Origin of the sequence: Collinsella sp. AM23-17 (genome assembly GCF_003470945.1) — a bacterium.
Taxonomy (GTDB): domain Bacteria; phylum Actinomycetota; class Coriobacteriia; order Coriobacteriales; family Coriobacteriaceae; genus Collinsella; species Collinsella aerofaciens_O.
On record NZ_QRHU01000002.1, the window covers coordinates 104,744 to 125,668 of the forward strand.

17 protein-coding genes are annotated in these 20,925 nt (G+C 61.2%); 1 reads left to right on the forward strand and 16 read right to left on the reverse strand.

The window, feature by feature from the left end:
* Nucleotides 1–2: 2 nt before the first annotated feature.
* From fabZ to DW645_RS01345, 8 genes are read right to left on the reverse strand one after another with little or no spacing between them, the layout of a single operon-like run.
* Nucleotides 3–425, reverse strand: coding sequence for a 3-hydroxyacyl-ACP dehydratase FabZ (fabZ, locus tag DW645_RS01310; RefSeq protein ID WP_099432064.1), 423 nt, complete (start codon nucleotides 423–425; stop codon nucleotides 3–5).
* Nucleotides 426–434: 9 nt separating this feature from the next.
* Nucleotides 435–908, reverse strand: coding sequence for an acetyl-CoA carboxylase biotin carboxyl carrier protein (accB, locus tag DW645_RS01315; RefSeq protein ID WP_117629227.1), 474 nt, complete (start codon nucleotides 906–908; stop codon nucleotides 435–437).
* 3 nt (nucleotides 909–911) lie between these two features.
* Nucleotides 912–2,159 carry a beta-ketoacyl-ACP synthase II gene (gene fabF / locus DW645_RS01320; protein ID WP_117629228.1) on the reverse strand — a complete coding sequence of 416 codons (1,248 nt, stop codon included), beginning with the start codon at nucleotides 2,157–2,159 and terminating at the stop codon, nucleotides 912–914.
* Nucleotides 2,160–2,198: 39 nt separating this feature from the next.
* A complete protein-coding gene (fabG, locus tag DW645_RS01325) occupies nucleotides 2,199–2,972 on the reverse strand; it encodes a 3-oxoacyl-[acyl-carrier-protein] reductase (protein WP_089572490.1) in 774 nt (257 codons plus the stop codon).
* Nucleotides 2,973–3,002: 30 nt separating this feature from the next.
* Nucleotides 3,003–3,929, reverse strand: a complete 927-nt coding sequence (locus DW645_RS01330) for an ACP S-malonyltransferase (protein ID WP_118225885.1) — start codon at nucleotides 3,927–3,929, stop codon at nucleotides 3,003–3,005.
* Nucleotides 3,917–4,861, reverse strand: coding sequence for an enoyl-[acyl-carrier-protein] reductase FabK (fabK, locus tag DW645_RS01335; RefSeq protein WP_118225887.1), 945 nt, complete (start codon nucleotides 4,859–4,861; stop codon nucleotides 3,917–3,919). The genes DW645_RS01330 and fabK overlap by 13 nt, the downstream gene beginning before the upstream one ends.
* A gap of 2 nt (nucleotides 4,862–4,863) precedes the next feature.
* A complete protein-coding gene (locus tag DW645_RS01340) occupies nucleotides 4,864–5,100 on the reverse strand; it encodes an acyl carrier protein (RefSeq protein ID WP_117583074.1) in 237 nt (78 codons plus the stop codon).
* Between the two features lie 51 nt (nucleotides 5,101–5,151).
* The gene (locus DW645_RS01345; RefSeq protein WP_117759498.1) at nucleotides 5,152–6,111 is read right to left on the reverse strand and encodes a 3-oxoacyl-ACP synthase III family protein; all 960 of its coding nucleotides are present in this window, start codon (nucleotides 6,109–6,111) and stop codon (nucleotides 5,152–5,154) included.
* A gap of 176 nt (nucleotides 6,112–6,287) precedes the next feature.
* Here DW645_RS01345 and DW645_RS01350 point away from each other — a divergent pair, with 176 nt between their 5' ends.
* Nucleotides 6,288–7,064 carry a biotin--[acetyl-CoA-carboxylase] ligase gene (locus DW645_RS01350; protein ID WP_158568652.1) on the forward strand — a complete coding sequence of 259 codons (777 nt, stop codon included), beginning with the start codon at nucleotides 6,288–6,290 and terminating at the stop codon, nucleotides 7,062–7,064.
* Between the two features lie 115 nt (nucleotides 7,065–7,179).
* Here the strand turns inward: DW645_RS01350 and rpsJ are convergent, their stop codons facing one another.
* The 8 genes from rpsJ to DW645_RS01390 form a co-directional block, all read right to left on the reverse strand.
* Nucleotides 7,180–7,488 (reverse strand): 30S ribosomal protein S10, encoded by a 309-nt coding sequence (rpsJ, locus tag DW645_RS01355; RefSeq protein ID WP_022094184.1) that lies wholly within the window; start codon nucleotides 7,486–7,488, stop codon nucleotides 7,180–7,182.
* 60 nt (nucleotides 7,489–7,548) lie between these two features.
* Nucleotides 7,549–9,648: an elongation factor G gene (fusA, locus tag DW645_RS01360; RefSeq protein ID WP_022094183.1), complete on the reverse strand. Its 2,100-nt coding sequence runs from the start codon at nucleotides 9,646–9,648 to the stop codon at nucleotides 7,549–7,551.
* A gap of 19 nt (nucleotides 9,649–9,667) precedes the next feature.
* Complete coding sequence (gene rpsG, locus DW645_RS01365) at nucleotides 9,668–10,141, reverse strand: 30S ribosomal protein S7 (protein WP_006235013.1); 474 nt, start codon at nucleotides 10,139–10,141, stop codon at nucleotides 9,668–9,670.
* A gap of 73 nt (nucleotides 10,142–10,214) precedes the next feature.
* Nucleotides 10,215–10,592 carry a 30S ribosomal protein S12 gene (gene rpsL, locus DW645_RS01370; protein ID WP_118225891.1) on the reverse strand — a complete coding sequence of 126 codons (378 nt, stop codon included), beginning with the start codon at nucleotides 10,590–10,592 and terminating at the stop codon, nucleotides 10,215–10,217.
* 270 nt (nucleotides 10,593–10,862) lie between these two features.
* A complete protein-coding gene (locus tag DW645_RS01375; RefSeq protein WP_118225893.1) occupies nucleotides 10,863–11,939 on the reverse strand; it encodes a DUF4179 domain-containing protein in 1,077 nt (358 codons plus the stop codon).
* The gene (locus DW645_RS01380; RefSeq protein WP_233540682.1) at nucleotides 11,890–12,492 is read right to left on the reverse strand and encodes an RNA polymerase sigma factor; all 603 of its coding nucleotides are present in this window, start codon (nucleotides 12,490–12,492) and stop codon (nucleotides 11,890–11,892) included. Before DW645_RS01380 ends, DW645_RS01375 begins: the two co-directional genes overlap by 50 nt.
* A 301-nt stretch (nucleotides 12,493–12,793) precedes the next feature.
* On the reverse strand, nucleotides 12,794–17,269 hold the full coding sequence (locus DW645_RS01385; protein WP_187361807.1) for a DNA-directed RNA polymerase subunit beta': 4,476 nt from the start codon (nucleotides 17,267–17,269) through the stop codon (nucleotides 12,794–12,796).
* A 6-nt stretch (nucleotides 17,270–17,275) separates the two neighbouring features.
* Entirely contained in the window at nucleotides 17,276–20,704 is a 3,429-nt protein-coding gene (locus DW645_RS01390) for a DNA-directed RNA polymerase subunit beta (RefSeq protein ID WP_229030360.1), read from the reverse strand.
* Nucleotides 20,705–20,925 lie beyond the last annotated feature (221 nt).

A 20,925-nucleotide genomic window follows, 5' to 3' on the forward strand; every position in this document is an offset into this window, starting at 1 on the left:
CCTTAACTTTCGTGCATGAGTGCAAAAGACATATCGGCGCGGCAGCAAACCTCACCGTTGACGCTCGCAGTACCCGTCGCAAAGCGGAACGGCCCGCGCGCACGCGTGATGGAGCACACTAGATCCACCGTGTCGCCCGGGCGCACCGGACGCTTAAAGCGCACCTTGTCCAGACTCGTGTAGAACGGCGTCGCGCCGCGCGCCTCCTCATCGCCCATCAGCAGCACGCAGCAGTTCTGGGCGAGCATCTCGCACTGAATCACGCCGGGAACGACCGGGTTTCCCGGAAAATGTCCCTGCAAAAAGTACTCGTCGCCTGTAATCGTGATCTTGCCGTGGGCCTCGTCGCCCACCAGCTCGGCTTCGTCGAGCAAAAGCATCGGCTCGCGATGCGGTAACAGCTTCTTGAGCTCTTCTTTGTTCATGGATATCACCTATCCGATCCTCATGAGGCAGCTGCCAAACTCCACGAGGTCGCCGTCGGCCACGCAGATCTCGAGCACCTCACCGTCTGCCTCGGCCGTCACCTCGTTGAGAACCTTCATGGCCTCGATGATGCAGAGGGTCTCGCCGGCCTTGACCTTGGAGCCCACGCGCACAAATGGCTCGTCGCCCGGCGCAGGGGCAGCATAGAAGACGCCCACCATGGGAGCAGTCACCTCGGTGCCCTTGGGCTCCGGCGCGGCGGCAGGTGTCTGCGTGGCGGGTTCCGGTGCGGCAGGCGCGACTGTGGGAGCTGCAACTTGAGCGGCCATGGCGCTCGGCATAGGCATGGGCACGGCAACCGGCTGCGCCACACTCGCGCGCTCGAGTTCGACCGCGGTGCCATCGGGCTCCTCAACGCGTACGCGCGTGAGGCCGCGGTCCTCCATCACATCGGCTATCTCGGCAAGTCTTTTGGAATCCATGCTCTAGCTCCTCGTATATCTACGCAGCGCGATGGCGGCGTTGTGCCCGCCAAAGCCCAGGTTGGTCGAAAGCGCCCAGGTAAGGTCGGCGCGAACCGCGCGATTGGGCGTGTAATCAAGATCGCAGGCGGAATCGGGCGTGTGGTAGTTAATGGTCGGCGGCACCACGCCCTGCTCGAGTGCCATGGCGCAGGCCATGACCTCGATGGCCCCCGTGGCACCGATCATGTGCCCCGTCATCGACTTGGTCGACGAGACATGTGCGGCGCGCGCCGCGTCCTCGCCGAGCGCTCGCTTAATGCCCGCCGTCTCGGACGAATCATTAAGCTTGGTCGAGGTGCCGTGGGCATTGATGTAGAGGCCCTCGGAAGGCTTGACGTCGCCCTCGGCCACCGCCAGCGATATCGCGCGGGCAATGCCGGCGGCCTCGGGATCGGGACTCGTGATGTGATAAGCATCATCGGTGTTGCCGTAGCCCACGACCTCGGCATAAATGTGCGCACCGCGCGCCTGCGCATGTTCCATGCTCTCGAGTACCAGCACGCAAGCGCCCTCGCCCATCACAAAGCCGTCGCGGTCTGCATCGAACGGGCGGCAAGCCGTCGCAGGATCGGGGTTGGTGGTCAATGCGCGGCAGGACGTAAAGCCTGCAACGGCATCGGGGATAATGGCCGCCTCGGCGCCGCCCGCGAGGATCGCGTCGGCATAGCCGTGCTTGATGGCGCGGAACGCCTCGCCCACCGCATGGGCCGAGGTCGCGCAAGCAGTCACGACTGGCAGGGTCGGTCCCTTTGCCTTGTGGCGGATCGCGATATTGCCCGAAGCCATGTTGGGGATCATCATCGCAATCATATAGGGCGATGCGCGGCGAGGTCCACGATCGGCGATCGTGTGGACGTTGTCGACGAGCGTCGTCATGCCGCCCACGCCCGAGCCCACGTAGACGCCCAGGCGCTCACGATCGATGGCGCCTTCGACATCAAAGCCCGCATCGTGCATTGCCTCGTCCGAAGCCGCCATCGCAAACTGAACGCAGGGGTCCAGATGCTTGGCGTCACGCTTGCCAAAGTACTCGTTGCCGTCAAAGCCCTTGACTTCGGCCGCCACCTTGACGGTAAACGCATCGGTATCGAAGTGCGTGATCGGGCCGATGCCACAGGTCCCGGCGCACATGGCCGCCCAGGTGGCAAGCGCGGTGTTGCCGAGCGGCGATACGGCACCGATGCCGGTGATTGCAACTCTCTGTTCCATCATGGTCTCCTCATCCAAGCCGTTCTTCGGCCCTGGTTTCTACATCGCCATTCCGCCGTCGACGCGCACGACCTCGCCCGTAATGTAAGCAGCCGCATCGCTCGCTAAAAAGCGCACCACGCCGGCCACTTCCTCGGGACGTGCCATGCGCTTAAGGGGAATCTGTTCCTCGGTTGCCGTACGCACCTTCTCCGAGAGCTTTGCCGTCATATCTGTCTCGACAAACCCGGGGGCGACCGCGTTCGCTCGTACGCCACGAGGCGCAAGCTCGCGCGCCACCGCCTTGGTAAGCCCTATCACGCCCGCCTTGGAAGCAGCGTAGTTGGCTTGCCCGGCATTGCCCATCAGGCCCACGACCGAGCTCATGTTGACGACGCAACCGCCGCGCTGGCGCATAAAGGTCTTGGTGAGCGCGCGCGTCATATTGAATGTTCCCTTGAGATTGACATCGAGCACGCGATCGAATGCGTCATCGCCCATGCGCATGAGCAGGCCATCGCGGGTGATGCCGGCGTTGTTGACGAGCGCCCAAATGGAACCAAAGTCGTTGAGGACCGCTTCCACGCACGCGTTGACGGCAGCGGGATCGGCCACGTCGCATTGATATGCGCGTGCCGTGGCGCCAACCGCCTCACAGGCTTCGCACGTCTTGCGCGCCGCATCGACGCTGCCGGCATAGACGACGGCGATATCAAAGCCGTCCTCCGCCAGACCGACAGCGCAGGCGCGGCCGATACCCCGCGAGCCGCCCGTGACCAGTGCCACGCGACGTGAGTCGTTGCGCTCGAGCGCGCCGTTGTTCAAGTTGCCCATGTCATTCCTTTCGGGTTACAGCCCTGTGGACTATGCGAGCTCGTCGGCAATAGCTGCGACCTGCTCGGCCGTTTCGCACGAATACACGCGAACGTCGCTCAGCGTACGCTTGACCAGGCCCGACAGCGTTTTGCCAGGGCCGACCTCAATAAACGTGTCGATGCCCTGATTCTGCAGAGTATGCAGCGTGTCGACCCAACGAACGGCATGACTCACCTGATTGGCCAAGACATCCGATGCCGCTCGCGGGTCCGCCGGATAGGGCGCCGCCGTCATGTTTGCCATGACCGGAATCAGCAGCGGTGACGGCGCGTGGCCGGCTTGGATATACGTCGCCAGCCCCTCAGTCGCCTCGGCCATATAGGGGCTATGGAATGCGCCCGACACCGCGACTTTCATAGCGCGGCCGCCAGCCTCTTTTACTAGGACGTCGAGCTCCTGCAGCGCCTCGGGCGCTCCGGCAACAACCGTCTGCTGCGGACTGTTGTAGTTGACCGGCCAGCAGTCCTCGCCGGCCTGTTTTGCCAGGTTCTCGACTTGCGCCGCATCGAGCTTGATGACGGCGCGCATGCCGCCCGGATGGCGCTCGGCAGCCGCGGCCATCAGCGCCGCGCGCTCGCACACGAGCTCAAAGCCCGCTCGCGTATCGAACGCCCCCGCAAAGGTGAGCGCGGCGACCTCGCCAAGCGAAAAACCCGCACAGGCGGCAGGTACCACGCCGCGCTCACGCAGGGCGGCAGCCGCTGCCAGATCGTGAACGAACACGCACGGCTGCGTGTTCTCGGTCTGCGAGAGTTCCTCCTTGGAGGCGCTTCGGCACTGCTCACTGGTCCCCGGGCGCACCTCGTCGACAATGGCGAACACCTCGGCAGCCGCCGGCGATGTCTCGATCAGGTCGACGCCCATCGCGGGATGCTGGGCACCCTGACCGGCAAATAGAAACGCTACGCTACCCATGCGGACGCACCCTTCAGGACATGCTCGGCGCCATCGACCAGATCGTCGACGATTTCGCGTGCACTCTGGCGTTCGTTGACCATGCCAGCAATCTGTCCGCACAGATACGAGCCCTCTTCGTAATTACCGTCCTTTGCGGCTTTACGAAGCGCGCCCGTGCCCATGGCCTCGAGTTCCTCGGCATTTGCGCCCGCCGCCTCGCTCTTGGCATACGCGTTAGTGAAGGGGCTCTTGAGGGCGCGAACCGGATGCCCCGTCGAGCGACCGGTCGCACGCGTCGACGTGTCGCCCGCCTTGAGCACCAGCTCTTTGTACTGCTCCGATACGGTGCACTCGTTTGCGACCAGAAAGCGTGTTCCCACCTGCACGCCGGCGGCGCCGAGCATAAAGGCGGCCGCCACACCGCGGCCATCGGCGATGCCGCCAGCCGCAACCACGGGAATATCGACCGCATCGACAACCTGCGGCACCAGTGCCATCGTCGAAGTCTCGCCAATATGGCCGCCCGATTCGGTGCCCTCGGCAACCACGGCAGTGGCTCCGCGACGCGCCACGAGGCGAGCCAGAGCCACCGAAGCCACGACGGGAATAACCTTGATGCCCGCATCGCCCCAGGCCTTCATGTACTTGGTGGGATTGCCGGCGCCGGTCACCACAACGGGCACCCGCTCATCAATCACCACTTGTGCGACCTCGTCGACAAACGGGCTCATGAGCATGACGTTGACGCCAAAAGGCTTATCCGTCTTGGCGCGCAGCTCGTGAATCTGGTCGCGTAGCCAGTTGGCATCGGCGTTCATCGCCGCGATAATCCCTAGGCCGCCCGCCTCGGACACTGCGGACGCCAGCGAGGCATCGGCAATCCAGGCCATGCCGCCCTGGAACACGGGCTTTTCGATGCCGAGCAGCTCGCAGAGAGGAGTCTTGAGCATCTCTACTTCTCCAATGCCGCCTCAACCGTATCGACGAACTCGCCGACCGTCTTAGGGTTCTCCTCGGTATCGAGCTGGATGCCAAACTCGTCCTCGACGGCGACGAGAATCTCGACGGTGCCCAGGCTGTCGAGGCCAATCTCCTCGAGCGTGGACTCGGGCTTCATCTCGACATCGTCAAGGCCGGCGGTCTCGCGGATAACGTCGCAAACGCGCTCGAAGGTCTTCTGATCTGCCATGGTAGTTCTCCTTTGGTTGTGCCCTAGGGCGTTTTTATTTCCTATGTGCGACTACTTCCAACGAAGCAGATAGCCACCTATATCCAGACCGGCGCCAAATCCAACCAAGGCGATGGTGTCGCCCACATTCAGTGCGTCGGTGCGTGCCAGTCGGTCAAGCGCAAAGGGAATGCAGGCGCTCGAAATGTTGCCGGTCTCCCGCAGCGTTCGAACCATGAGCTCGTCTGGCACGCCGAGGCGCTTGACCGCCTGACTCAGGATTCGTTCGTTAGCCTGATGGAATACAAAATGATCGATGTCTTCGACCGAAATGCCCGCATCGCTCGCAAGCTTATGGACCGTGTCGCAGATGGCGTTGACGCCGAACTTGAACACGCGGCGGCCATTCATGGACAGCACGCTCTCGCTATCTGCGGAGGCCTTAAACGGCGAGGTACCGACCAGACCGGGAACGCGCAACGTCTCGACGTCGGGCGCCGTCGAAAGCTCAACGGCAAGGGGGTTGTCTCCCCCAGCCCCAATCACTGCGGCGCCTGCCCCATCGCCAAAGAGCACGCACGTGGCACGGTCGGTCCAATCGAGCGCGCGCGTCATCTGCTCGGCGGCAACGACCAGCACGTGCTCGGCGCGACCGCGGGCGATATAGCCCTCGGCGACATCGAGCGCAAATACGAAGCCGGCACAAGCCGCCGAGACATCGAAGGCAGGGCACGTCGCGCCTAGTCGCTCAGCAACGGCACACGCCTCAGCGGGAACAAGGTGATCACCTGTCGTCGTCGAGCAGACGATCAGATCCAGCTGGCTCGCGTCGATTCCGGACACCCGGAGTGCCCGCTCGCTCGCCGCTACGGCAAGGTCGTCAAGTGACTCGGTGGTGCAGACGTGGCGGCTCTTGATACCTGTGCGGGTAAAAATCCACTCATCCGAGGTATCGAGGAACTCGGACAGCTCATCATTGGAAACACTGCGCTCAGGAAGCGCCGAGCCTGTTCCAAGAATCGTGAAACCCATCACTAACCTCCTTTGAGTTGTTGACGTGTTTACATCGACCAAGAGAGGATAGCGCAATTTTGTCGTTGTTGACGTGTTAACATTAAATTGTCCAAATGCGACAAAGGCTTCACATTGTGTCTATCTCTCGAGACCATTGCGTTATTCACTTATTCATTAAGGAGGTGGCAGCCATAATGGATGCCAAATTAACGATAGTCGACGTAACCGGATCGACTAACGATGACCTGCTCGAAGCAGGAAAACAGGGAGCGCCGCACGGCACGGGACTTGCCGCCCAGGCTCAGACGGCAGGACGCGGCCGGCGCGGCCACAAGTGGGATTCAACCGCCGGCAACCTATTGCTTTCGATTGTCCTGCGTCCATGCGTTAATCCTGCGAAGTACTCTGGTCTTGCCGCCGTCAGCGGCCTAGCGGTGCTCGAGGCGCTCGAAAAACAGGGTCTTGCAAACGAAATTGGCCTCAAATGGCCCAACGACCTGGTCGCGCGTGAACGCAAACTCGGCGGCATTCTGGTCGAGGCCGCACGCGATAACGAAGGCAAACCTTTCGCCGTATGCGGCATTGGCGTCAATGTGAACTATGCGCCCCAAGAGGTGCCCGATGGCGGCCTGGCGGCAATTGGCCTCTCGGACCTTAACGAGAACGTTCCTGCCGTCGACATGCTCCTCGATGAGGTCTATCACGCAGTTATAGACGCTGTAGATGCCTGGGCAGAGCGCCTCAACGCCAAAGAAAAAGACGCCGGTCCGATCGCGCCCGTCCACGACGAATATATCGCTCACCTCAATTGGATTGGGAAGCACGTTATCGCCCGCTCACCCGCTGGAGACGAGCTGGCACGCGGCATCTTTAAAACCGTCGATGCCTTTGGTCGCGCGTGCATCGAAACGGAAGACGACTTGCGATCCTTCCATTTTGAGGAGGCATCGCTGCGCCCCGTGAGCGAATAGGGCGCCGCAGCCACCTACTCGTCAGCATTGTCCGACAGTCCAAACCACCATTCAAAACAAAAGGGCCCCGCTACCGTAACGGCAGCGGGGCCCTTTAAGCTATGAGCGATATCGCTTAGAGCTTGATGTCGATGTCGACGCCAGCGGGAAGGTCGAGACGCATGAGCGAATCAACGGTGCCCGAGGTGGGGTCGAGGATGTCGATGAGGCGCTTGTGGGTGCGCATCTCGAACTGCTCACGGGAATCCTTGTTCACGTGCGGCGAGCGGATGACCGTGTACAGGTTGCGCTCGGTGGGCAAGGGGACGGGACCGGAAACGCGAGCGCCGGTCTTCTGAGCGGTCTCGACGATGAGCTTCGCGGACTGATCGACGACCTCGTGATCATAGCCCTTGAGGCGAATGCGGATCTTCTGGGTAGCCAACTTAAACCTCCAAAGAGTGCGAGAGATGTTCTCGCGGATTACGTAACAGGGAGCTCGAACTTAGGCGTTCTTGCTCATGACCTCGTCCACGATGGACTTGGGCGCGGGCTCATAAGAGTCGAACTGCATCGTGTAGGATGCACGGCCCTGGGTCTGGGAGCGAAGGTCGGTAGCGTAACCGAACATCTCGCCCAGCGGCACCTTGGCACGGATGAGCTTGCTGTTCTTGCGATCCTCCATGCCCTCGATCTTGCCGCGGCGACCGGAGAGGTTGCCCATAACGTCGCCCATGTACTGCTCGGGGGTCTCGACCTCGACAGCCATGATCGGCTCGAGCAGCTGCGGATCGGACTTCTTGAGGGCGTCCTTGATAGCCATGGAACCGGCGATCTTGAAGGCGGCCTCGGAGGAGTCGACCTCGTGGTAAGAACCGTCGAAAAGGGTGACCTTAACGTCGAGGACCGGGAAGCCGGCGATAACACCGGTGTTCAGGGCCTCCTGGATGCCCTTGTCGATGGACGGGATGTACTCCTTGGGCACGACGCCGCCGACGATAGCGTTGACGAACTCGTAGCCGAAGCCCTCCTCCATCTTCTCGAGCTTGATGACGGCGTGGCCGTACTGACCGCGACCACCGGACTGACGGACGAACTTGCCCTCAGCCTTCTCGACGTCGTGACCAGCGGTCTCGCGGTAGGCAACCTGGGGCTTACCAACGTTAGCGTCAACCTTGAACTCGCGGAGCAGACGGTCGACGATGATCTCGAGGTGCAGCTCGCCCATGCCGGCGATAATGGTCTGGCCGGTCTCGTGGTTGGTGGACACCTGGAAGGTCGGGTCCTCCTCGGCGAGCTTGGTCAGAGCCAGGGACATCTTGTCCTGCTCGGCCTTGGTCTTGGGCTCGATGGCAACGTCAATAACGGGCTTAGCGAACTCGATCTTCTCGAGGACGATCTCCTTGCCCTCGGCGCACAGGGTGTCACCGGTGGTGGAGTTCTTGAAGCCGACGCAAGCGACGATGTCGCCGGCGGCAGCGTCGTCACGGTCGATACGCTCGGCGGCGTTCATCTCGAGGATGCGGCCGAGGCGCTCGCGCTGACCGTTGGAAGCGTTGACAACGTAGGAGCCGGACTCGGCGCGGCCGGAGTAAACGCGGACGTAGGTGAGCTTACCGACGAACGGGTCGGTCATGATCTTGAAGACCAGGCCGGAGAAGGGCTCGTCGAAGGAAGGATGACGCTGAATCTCCTCGCCGGTGTCCGGATCGGTACCGGTGACGGCCTCGACGTCAAGCGGGCTGGGCAGGTAGTCGACGACAGCGTCGAGCAGCTCCTGAACGCCCTTGTTCTTGTAGGCGGAACCCACGAAGACGAGGTTGAGCTCGTTGGCCAGAACGCCCTTGCGCAGAGCAGCCTTGAGCTCCTCGACGGTGAAGTCCTCCTCCATGAGGATCTTCTCCATGAGCTCGTCGTCAAAGCTGGCAGCAGCGTCGAGGAGCTCCTCGCGCTTGGTGGCAGCGATGTCGGCAAACTCAGCCGGGATCTCGTCCATCGGCTCGGGGTAGGTCATACCCTTCTCGTCGGCCTTGAAGTCCCATGCAGTCATGGTGACCAGGTCGATGACGCCCCAGAAGTTGTCCTCGGCGCCCATCGGGACCTGAGCGGCCACGGCGTTGGCGTCGAGACGATCCTTCATGGTCTCGATAGCGTTGAAGAAGTCAGCGCCCACGCGGTCATACTTGTTGATGAAGGCGATGCGGGGGACGTTGAAGGTAGAAGCCTGACGCCAAACGGTCTCAGACTGGGGCTGAACGCCGGCAACGGCGTCGAAGACGGCGACAGCGCCATCGAGGACGCGCAGGCAGCGCTCGACCTCGGCGGTGAAGTCAACGTGGCCCGGGGTGTCGATGATCTGGATGCGGTAGTCCTTACCGTCCTTGTTCCAGAAGCACGTGGTAGCAGCGGAGGTAATGGTTACGCCGCGCTCCTGCTCCTGAACCATCCAGTCCATGGTGGCAGCGCCCTCATGGACCTCACCGATCTTGTGGGTCTTACCGGTGTAGTAAAGAATACGCTCGGTCGTGGTGGTCTTACCGGCATCGATGTGAGCCATGATGCCGATGTTACGGGTATCGGAAAGCTTGTACTTAGGCTTAGCCATGTTAGTTCCTTACCTTAACTTACCAACGATAGTGAGAGAACGCGCGGTTGGCCTCGGCCATCTTGAAGACGTCCTCACGCTTCTTGACGGAAGCGCCCAGGCCGTTGGAAGCGTCGAGGATCTCGTTGGCGAGACGCTCGGCCATGGTCTTCTCCTTGCGAGCGCGGGAGAAGTTGACGATCCAGCGGATACCCAGAGCGGTGGAACGACGGGAGTTGACCTCCATCGGGACCTGATAGGTAGCGCCACCGACACGCTTGGGCTTAACCTCGAGCGTGGGCTTGACGTTGTCCATAGCCTTCTTGAAGGTAGCGAGAGCGTCGCCACCCTCGGACTTCTCGGCAACGATCTCGAAAGCGGTGTAAACGATGCGCTCAGCGGTGGCCTTCTTGCCGTCAAGAAGGACCTTGTTGATGAGCTGAGTCACCAGGCGGTTGTTGTAAACGGCGTCAGGCTGAACCTCACGACGATTAGCTGCTGCACGACGCGGCATGTGAAATCTCCTTAAGTGTCTACCGTGCGGCGCTTAGGCGGCACACGGCGAAAGTATCAAAACGTTATCTGGCTTATTTGGCCTTGGGGCGCTTAGCACCGTACTTGGAACGGGCCTGCAGACGGTTCTGGACCGGAGCAGCGTCGTAGGCGCCACGGATGACGTGATAACGGACACCAGGGAGGTCACGGACACGACCGCCGCGGACGAGCACGATGGAGTGCTCCTGCAGGTTGTGGCCCTCACCCGGGATGTAAGCAGTAACTTCGATGCCGTTGACAAGGCGAACACGGGCAACCTTACGAAGAGCCGAGTTCGGCTTCTTGGGGCTCGTGGTGAAGACGCGGGTGCACACGCCGCGCTTCTGGGAGTTGTGCTGCAGAGCAGCGTTCTTGGACTTCTTGGGCACGGAACGACGGCCCTGGCGAACCAGCTGGTTAATAGTAGGCAAAGCGTACTCCTTCTCGAATGATTCCAGCTTTCTGTAAAGTGCAACGGCTTGAATCGAGGGGTCAGCATCCCCCTACGAAACACGCAGTTCGATAGGATACGTGCCGTTAGCTGTGTCGTCAACAGACCACGCCGCCGGGCGTATCCCAAAATAGCTATATTTCCGCAAAGCCTCCATAAAAGAAATCCCCGCCTGTGCGCAAGTGCCCATTCCAGCCGTCCATGTAACGCAAAAATGGCCGCTTCCCCTAGTGGGAAGCGGCCTCAAGTCTTACGAATAGACGATGGTAAAGGGTACTTCTGTTTCGGTCTCTCCTGTTGATGTGTACCTCATGCCCTCAAGGGTTACCGAGACCACTTGATTGACATTGATCAGCTTTGTCGGAACCGAGATGTTCTCCCCGCTATTGCGCGTCAGCGAAAAATAGGAATTGTACGCGCCTGCAGCATCGTCTTCGATAATCTGCTCCGATCCATCCTTGTAGGTAACGGTCAACTTTTTCGTGACTGCGTCAATGCCCAGATCATCGATGTGCGTCTGGATGGAAAACGGGCTAATCTCAAGAGGCGAGTCGTCGGAGCGGAGCTCCTTTGTATCGACGTACGCTCCGACGCTAAACTCGGGTGTCGATGCCTCGACATGCTTCGCATCCTCACCTTCGCCCTCCGTCCAGCTGATATTCCAGGTGACAGCATGTCCTAAATCTCGATCGCGATTCCATGAGGCAAAGTACATTGTGCCGTTAATGACCGTGTCGCTTGATGTGTCTTTATCAATGGTGCAGCGTGTGTCAGCCCATTCCTCGCCGAAGTTCATGCTGGGCGTGCCGATGCCTTGTTCTTCTTCACCATAGAGAACAAGTTCGCCAGTCTCTGCTGCCGGCTTGTAGTAGTTAACACCATTTGGATTGGACAACGTAAACGTCACGGCACCGCAACCGTTTTTATCGATAGCCATATCATGAATGTCGAGTGTATAGCCGTTGCCCTCGACGGACAGATTGACCTTCTGTACTGAACCCTCCAAGCTTTGGGGCGCAATGCCGTCACCAAACTCTCTAGTGTAGGTATATTTAGTCCCCGACGAGCCACCTTGAGTCCAGGTAATGGACTCTCCGTTGCCGTGGTTTCCCCAGGCAGAGGCAAAATAACTGGAATTGACGACGGCATAGGCGACCCCTCCGGTCGCCAGCACTCCGGCAAGGCATCCGATTACGGCAACATAGAGAGGCTTCGCGTGGCCCTTTCGATGAAGCGGCTCACCCGCAGCAGCATCAATAACACGGTCGGCAAGATCGCTATCGGCTTGGATGGACTCGAAGGCCTGCTTGATTTGATTGGATTTCACGGCCGCCCTCCTCTAGGATGAATTTGAGCTTCGATCTACCGCGAGCTAAACGCGTTCTAACGGTCGCGGCTGGCACATGCAATAACTCGGCAATCTCTGAAGTCGAGAAGCCCAGATAGTAATAGAGCACGATGGGGATACGGAATCGTTCCGGAAGCCTCATGACGTCCGACAGGACGGCCTTAGTCTCGTCCTGCGCCGCCAAGAGCGAATCGGTCAGATTCTCGATATCCTCCACGCGCCTCCACGGTTTTCGAAAGAGAGACTTGCATTCATTGATCGTGACCCGGATAAGCCAGCGGCGAAGATGTTCCCAACTTTCAAAGTGTCCATCGCTTTTAAGCAACTTAAGAAAGACATCTTGGGCAATATCGTCGGCATCGGCGCGATCGCGCAGGTACGTCAAGGCGATCCGAAACACGACATCACGGTGGTCTTCAACCGCCTGTCTAAAAGCTTGTTCTTCCATAATCACCTCCCGGTGACGCTGATGGTTCTTGATGAGGTCCTCACCATAGATACGCTTTGGCCGAACGAAATGTTTCAAATCCAAGCAGGAAAAACCTACCAAAATAAACCTGTCCCTTATTGGCAAAAGGAATCCCCTTCTGTGCGCGGGGGCGGATTCCCGGAACGGGCGGCCCGCTGTTTAAGTTTGCTGCTCTACAGTCCTGCACAAGACGGAAAGCACATTAAGTGCTTTCCTTTGCGTGCGGAACTCGCGACAAACTTTAACAGCGGGCCGCCCGTTCCGGGAATCCGACGTGCTCGTCGGGGCAACGTTCCTCACCAAAAAAGACCCGCTCCCCTGTTGGGAAGCGGGTCTTTGGAAGGGCGGTTAACGTACTAGGAAATTATTCCTCGTCGTTGTCCTTGGCCTCTTCGGCGTCGTCGGTGTCCACGAGCTGGTTGAGCAGCTCGTCGAGGGACGCCATGTCCTCGTTGATCGCGCCGTTGGCGGGAGCCTTCTTGTCGTCGATCGGGGCGCCCAGGAGCTCCTCGTCGGCGTCGGCGTGATGCGTCGGAGCGGAGGTACCCAGCAGGATATCGTCCGGACCGTCGGGGCTAAAGACCATCTGCAGCAGCTGCGAGAGGTCTTCCTCGTCGGCAACGTCGTCGTTGTTCTCGAGGATGTAGAGCAGGTCGTGGGCCTCCAGGCCGTCACGGAGCTCCTCGATCGCCTTAGCACCGATACCATCGATGCGCAGCAGATCCTCCTCGGACTTGCCGACCAGGTCGCCGACCGTCTCGATGCCGACCTCGCTGAACTTGTTGGTCCAACGCTGCGACACGCCCAGGTCGTCGAACAGGTACAGGCGAGCCTTCTCGGCGGAGATGGTATGGCCGTTGCGGGTGAACGAACCGTCAGCACCACCGAACTCGTCGTAGCCGGCCCAGTCGAGCTGCTGCGGGAGCTGCTCGTCCAGGTCCTTGAGCTCCACAGGAGCCCACTCGGGCAGCGACTTGGCGTTGGGCGAAGCCGGGCCGTCGATGTCCACGTAGCCGTCGGCCGTGCGATACGTCAGCTTGGCGTTGGCGTACGGCTTGAGGCCGGTACCAGCCGGGATCTTCTTACCGACGATGACGTTGGACTTAAGGTCGAGCAGGTGGTCGACCTTGCCCTCGATGGCAGCCTCGGTAAGGACGCCAGCGGTACGGATGAACGAAGCGCTCGACAGCCAGGAGTCGATGTTGGACGCGACCTTGAGCGTACCCAGGATGACGGGCTCGGCCACGGGAGCCTGACCGCCCAGACGGGCAACGCGCTCGACCTCGTCGGCGAACTCGTAGCGGTCGACGTACTGACCAAGCAGGTACTTGGAGTCGCCGGGGTTGGTGATCTGAACGCGACGCAGCATCTGACGCGCGAGCACCTCGATGTGCTTGTCGTTCAGGTCGACGCCCTGGCTGGTGTAGACGTCCTTAACGCTCTCGACGAAGGTGTGCATCGTCGACTCGATGTCGGTCAGCTTGCGCAGGTTGCGGAAGTTGACGAAGCCCTTGGTGATCTGGTCGCCGGCGCGAACCTCGCAGCCGTCCTCGATCTCGGGCATGAAGCGCACCGATGCGGGGACGCGACGCTCGTCGAGGACACGGGTGTGATCCTCGGAATCGGTGAGCGTCAGCACGTACTCGGACTTCTCGGGCTTAATCGAGAGGTGGCCGGAGTACGGAGCCAGCTCGGCCTCGCGACCCAGAATCTTCTCGTTGACGTTACCGACGATATCGAACATACGGCTGACCGTAGGCAGACCCTGCGTAATATCGTCGACGCCTGCGACGCCGCCGGAGTGAATGGTACGCATCGTAAGCTGCGTACCGGGCTCGCCGATGGACTGGGCGGCAATAATGCCGACCGCGGTACCGATGGCGACCGGACGACGGGTGGAAAGATCCCAGCCGTAGCACTTCTGGCACACGCCGTACTTGGAGCGGCAGGTGAGCAGCGCGCGAAGCTTGACCTTCTTAAGGCCGGCATCGACCATCTTCTGGATGTCAGCGACCTTCTCGATGTAGCCGTCCTGCTCAAAGAGCACGGTGCCATCGGGAGCCACGACGTCCTCAATGAAGCAACGGCCGACGAGGTCGGTGTTGAGGTCGGTGGTGCCGGGGATGATGAGGTTGTAGGTGACGCCCTCGTGCGTACCGCAGTCCTCCTCGCGGACGATGACGTCCTGGGCCACGTCGACCAGACGACGGGTCAGGTAACCAGAGTCCGAGGTGTGGGATGCGGTATCGACCAGGCCCTTACGGGCGCCGTAGGTCGAAATGAAGTACTCGAGCGGCAGCAGGCCCTCGCGGAAGTTCGCCTTAATGGGAAGGTCGATCGTCTCGCCGGACATGTCTGCCATCAGGCCACGCATGCCGCCGAGCTGACGCAGCTGGGTCTTAGAACCACGGGCGCCGGAGTCGGCCATCATGTAGAGCGGGTTCTCCTCGTCGAACAAGTCGAGCATGAGCGCTGCAACCTTATCGGTACAAGCGGTCCACTCATTAACGACTTCGATGTGGCGCTCCGTCTCGTTGATGAAGCCCTCCTCGAAGTACTCGTTGATCTGGTCGACGTTGGCCTGGGCGCGATCGAGCAGCTCCTGCTTCTCGGCAGGGATGAGAGCGTCCCACACCGAGATGGTGAGGCCAGCGCGGGTAGCGTAGTGGAAGCCGGAGTACTTGATGGCGTCGAGGATCGGGCCGACCTTGGCCTCGGGATAGCGATCGCAGCAGTCCGCAACCAGCTTGGCCACGTCGCCCTTGACCATCTTGTAGTTCATGAACTCGTAGTCTTCGGGCAGGCACTGGCGGTTGAAGATGATGCGGCCGATGGAGGTCTCGAAGCGCGCGGTCTTGTTGCCGGTGACGTCGTAGTCGACGAACTCGTTCTTGCCGTTCTTGACGCGGAAGATACGGGTGCCGTCCTCGTTGATGACATTGGCGTCGGCAGCGGACACGCGGACCTGAATCTTGGCCTGCATGTCGACCTCGGAGCGGCAGTCATAGGCGTGCAGCGCGTCGTCGAAGCTGGCGAACACGTGGTTCTCGCCCGGCAGACCGTCGCGGACCTGGGTGAGGTAGTACACACCGATGATCATGTCCTGCGAGGGGATGTTGACCGGCTTGCCGGATGCCGGAGAGCGCAGGTTGTTCGCAGAGAGCATGAGCACGCGGGCCTCGGCCTGAGCCTGGCTGGACAGCGGCACGTGGACAGACATCTGGTCGCCGTCGAAGTCGGCGTTGAAGGGCGAGCAGACCAGCGGGTGCAGGTGGATAGCCTTGCCCTCGACCAGAACCGGCTCAAAGGCCTGGATGGACAGACGGTGCAGGGTCGGTGCGCGGTTGAGCAGCACGACGCGGCCGTCGATGACCTCTTCGAGGATATCCCACACAAAGGTGGCACCGCGGTCGATAGCGCGCTTGGCGCCCTTGATGTTCTCGACCTTGCCAAGCTCGACCAGGCGCTTCATGACGAAGGGCTTGAAGAGCTCCAGCGCCATGGTCTTGGGCAGACCGCACTGGTGCAGCAGCAGCTTGGGGTCGGTAACGATAACCGAACGGCCGGAGTAGTCGACACGCTTACCCAGCAGGTTCTGACGGAAACGGCCCTGCTTGCCCTTGAGGGCCTCGGCGAGCGACTTGAGCGGGCGACCGCCACGGCCAGAGACCGGGCGACCACGACGGCCGTTGTCGAACAGGGCGTCCACGGACTCCTGGAGCATGCGCTTCTCGTTGTTCACGATGATCGCAGGGGCGTCCAGGTCGAGCAGGCGCTTGAGTCGGTTGTTACGGTTGATCACGCGACGGTACAGGTCGTTGAGGTCGGACGCGGCGAAGCGGCCGCCGTCGAGCTGGACCATCGGGCGCAGATCGGGCGGAATGACCGGGATGACGTCCAGGATCATGTTCGCGGGGCTGTTGCCACCCTTCAGGAAGGCGTCAACGACCTCAAGGCGCTTGACGGCCTTCTCGCGCTTCTGCTTCTGGGAATCCTCGTCGGCGATGATGGCCTTGAGCTTCTCGGCCTCGGAGGGGAGGTCGATGGCAGCGAGCAGGTCGCGGACGGCCTCGGCACCCATGCCACCCTTGAAGTACATGGAGTAGTAACGGGTCATCTCGCGGAACAGCGGCTCATCGGAGATGAGGTCGCGCTCGGTGAGCTTCATGAAGGCGTTGAAGGCGTCCGTGCGGAGCTGCTTCTCGTCCTTGCACTCCTCCTCAATGTCGACGATGCCGGAGGCGATCTCCTCGGGGGTCAGCGGCTCCTCGTCGGAGAACTCGTCAAAGTTCTCGGGGTCGCCCTGCTCCTTGAGGGACTCGATCTGGCGGGCGCACTCGGCATCGATCTCTTCCAGATCGGCGGCGAGCTCCTCGCGCAGGTCGTCGGCGTCGGCCTCGCGAGCCTCGTAGTCAACCTCGGTGATGATGTAGCTGGCAAAGTACAGAACCTTCTCGAGGTCCTTGGACTTGATGTCGAGCATACGGCTCATCGGGAAGCTCGTGGGGCTCTTGAAGTACCAGATGTGGGACACGGGAGCGGCGAGCTCGATGTGGCCCATGCGGTCGCGACGCACCTTGGCCGAGGTGACCTCGACGCCGCAGCGCTCGCAGACGATGCCCTTAAAGCGGATGCCCTTGTACTTGCCGCAGGAGCACTCCCAGTCCTTGGCGGGACCGAAGATCTTCTCGCAGAACAGGCCGTCCTTCTCGGGCTTGAGGGTACGGTAATTGATGGTCTCCGGCTTCTTGACCTCACCGTGCGACCAGGAACGGATCTGGTCGGCGGAGGCAAGGGAGATCTTTACCGAGTCAAAATCAGTAGCTTCGAAATCTGCCACAGTCAACTACTCCTTATCAGTGGTCGTGGCGGCGACAGCCTCGGGTGCCTCGGCGGTCTCGGCATCCTGGGCCTCGACGTCGGCGTCAACGCCGGCGAGCGCAGCCAGGTCGTCGAGAGCAGAGGTCTCCTCGGCGGTCACGGGGGCGGAGGCGTCCTCGTCGGCATCGTGCATGGGCTCGATGTCCAGTGCGAGCGAACGAATCTCCTTGACGAGAACCTTGAAGGACTCGGGGATACCCGGAACCGGGACGTTCTCGCCCTTGACGATGGACTCGTAGGTCTTGACGCGGCCCACGGTATCGTCGGACTTGACGGTCAGGATCTCCTGCAGGACGTTGGAAGCACCGTATGCGTACAGTGCCCAAACTTCCATCTCGCCGAAGCGCTGGCCGCCGAACTGGGCCTTGCCGCCCAGAGGCTGCTGGGTAACCAGGCTGTAAGGGCCGGTCGAACGGGCGTGGATCTTGTCGTCGACCATGTGGCCGAGCTTGAGGATGTAGGACGTACCCACGGTAATGGGCTCGCGGAACTCCTCGCCGGTGCGGCCGTCGAACAGACGGGTCTTGCCGCGCTCGTCAAGCTGGGTGACGAACTCGGGGCGCATGTGATCGCCAAAGGCAGCGGTGGCCTTGTTGAGCATGTTCTTGTTGGCACGACGGATGACCTCGGCGATCTCGTCCTCCTTGGCGCCGTCGAAGACGGGCGTGGCGGTGAAGAACGGACCGGGGACGTACTTGTCGGAGTCGGCCTGCTCGGTATCCCAACCGCAGGCAGCAGCCCAGCCAAGGTGGCACTCGAGCAGCTGGCCGACGTTCATACGCGAAGGAACGCCCAACGGGTTGAGGATAACGTCGATCGGGGTACCGTCAGCCATGTAGGGCATGTCCTCGACCGGCAGAACGTTACAAATAACACCCTTGTTGCCGTGGCGACCGGCGATCTTATCGCCCTGCTGAATCTTACGACGCTGGGCGACGTAGACGCGCACCTGCTCGTTGACGCCGGGGGCCAGGTCGTCGCCGTTCTCGCGGCTAAAGCGGACGACGTCGATAACGCGGCCGTAAGCGCCGTGAGGCATCTTAAGGGAAGTGTCGCGAACGTCGTGAGCCTTGGCACCGAAGATGGCGCGCAGCAGGCGCTCCTCGGCGGTCAGAGCGCTCTCGCCCTTAGGCGTGACCTTGCCGACCAGGATGTCGCCAGGGCCGACCTCGGCGCCGATGCGGATGATGCCGTCCTCGTCGAGGTTGGCAAGCATGTCCTCGGAGAGGTTCGGGATCTCGCGGGTAATCTCCTCGGGGCCGAGCTTGGTGTCGCGGGCGTCGATCTCGTGACGGGTGATGTTGATGGTTGTCAGCAGGTCCTCGGCCACCAGGCGCTCGGACACGACGATACCGTCCTCGTAGTTAAAGCCTTCCCACGGCATGTAGGCCACGGTAAGGTTCTGGCCCAGCGCGAGCTCGCCGTGATCGGTCGAAGGACCGTCAGCCAGGGGCTCGCCCTGCTCAACGGTGTCACCGACGCGCACGAGCGGACGGTGGTTGATGCAGGTGGACTGGTTGGAACGCTGGTACTTGGCCAGGTGATACTCGTCCATGCCGCCGGCATGCTTGACAATGATCTTGGCGGCGTCGGCAAAGATGACCTCGCCGGCGTTCTTGGCCAGGGTGACCTCGCCGGAGTCCAGGGCGGCGCGACGCTCCATGCCTGTACCGACATAGGGAGCGGCAGGGTGAACCAGCGGCACGGCCTGACGCTGCATGTTGGCGCCCATGAGCGTACGCTTGGCGTCGTCGTGCTCAAGGAACGGGATCAACGTGGCTGCGACGGAGAGCATCTGGCGCGGCGAGACGTCCATGTAGTCGACGTCCTCGACAGGCACGTCGGCGGGAGCGCCGAAGGAGCCGTCGAAGTCGCGGGTACGGGCGATCACGGTGTGCGGACGGACGATCTTGCCCTCGGCATCGGTCGTGATGAACTCGTTGGTCTTGGGATCGAGCGGCGTGTTGGCCGGCGCGATGACGTGCTTCTCTTCCTCGTCAGCGGTCATCCAGTCGATCTGGTCGGTGGCAACGCCGTTTTCGACACGACGGAACGGGGCCTCGATGAAGCCATACTCGTTGACGCGGGCATAGAGGGCGAGCGAGCCGATCAGGCCGATGTTGGGGCCTTCGGGGGTCTCGATCGGGCACATGCGGCTGTAGTGCGAATTGTGAACGTCGCGGACGGCCGTCGGCACGTTGGTGCGGCGGCTGGAGCCGGACTTGTGGCCGGCAAGACCGCCAGGGCCGAGTGCGGACAGACGGCGCTTGTGGGTCAGACCGGTCAGGGGGTTCGCCTGGTCCATGAACTGCGAGAGCTGCGAGGAACCGAAGAACTCCTTGATGGAGGCCACGATCGGGCGGATGTTGATGAGCGACTGCGGGGTGATCTCGTCGATGTCCTGGGAGCTCATGCGCTCACGGACGACGCGCTCCATACGGCTCATGCCGATACGGAACTGGTTGGCGACGAGCTCGCCGACGGTGCGGATGCGGCGGTTGCCGAAGTGGTCGATGTCGTCGACCTTGAAGCCCTGCTCGCCGGCAGCGAGGGACAGCAGGTAGCGCAGCGTCGCGACGATATCCTCGTCGGTGAGCACCGTGACCTCTTCCTCGGTGGTGAGGTTGAGCTTCTTGTTGACCTTGTAACGACCGACGCGGGCCAGATCGTAGCGCTGCGGGTTAAAGAGCAGGCCCTCGAGCAGGCTGCGGGAAGCGTCCACGGTGGGAGGCTCGCCCGGGCGCAGGCGACGGTAGATCTCGATAAGGGCATCCTCGCGGGTGAGGGCGGTATCGCGCTCCAGGGTGCGCTTAATCACATCGGAGTTGCCGAGCAGCTCGATGATGTCGTCGTTGGTGACGGCAATGCCAAGGGCGCGCAGGAACATCGTGGCGCTCTGCTTGCGCTTACGGTCGATGGAGACCATGAGCTGGTCGCGCTTGTCGACCTCAAACTCAAGCCAGGCACCGCGGGACGGGATGATCTGGGCCTTGTAGATCTGCTTGCCCGAATCCATCTCGGAGCTGTAGTACACGCCCGGGGAGCGGACGAGCTGCGAGACGACGATACGCTCGGTACCGTTGATGATGAAGGTGCCCTGATCGGTCATCATGGGGAAGTCGCCCATAAAGACGAGCTGCTCCTTGATCTCGCCGGTCTCCTTGTTGGTGAGACGAACATCGGTCAGAAGCGGGGCCTGATACGTCATGTCCTTCTCGCGGCACTCCTCGACGGTGTGCGCGGGGTCGCCGAACTGATGCTCGCCGAAGGTAACCTCGAGAACATGGTTCTGGCTCTGGATGGGGCTGGATTCCTTGAACGCCTCACGAAGACCCTCGTCCTTAAAACGCTCAAAGGATTCCCTTTGAACAGAGATAAGGTTGGGGAGCTCCATGGCCTCCGGGATTTTCCCGAAGCTGACGCGCTTGCGCTCAGTGGCAGTGTATGCGTAGGTCACCAGGTTTTTCCTCCTTCACGGAAATGCTCGGTGGGTTGGCGAGGCATAGCTTCGCCAGTTATCGCAACCTAATAGTTTATCAGGTACCGACCGTTGGGCAAGAAAAGCCTTGACGCGATTGAGTTTTTGGAGTAGCAAAGTTTTTCAACAGAAAACAC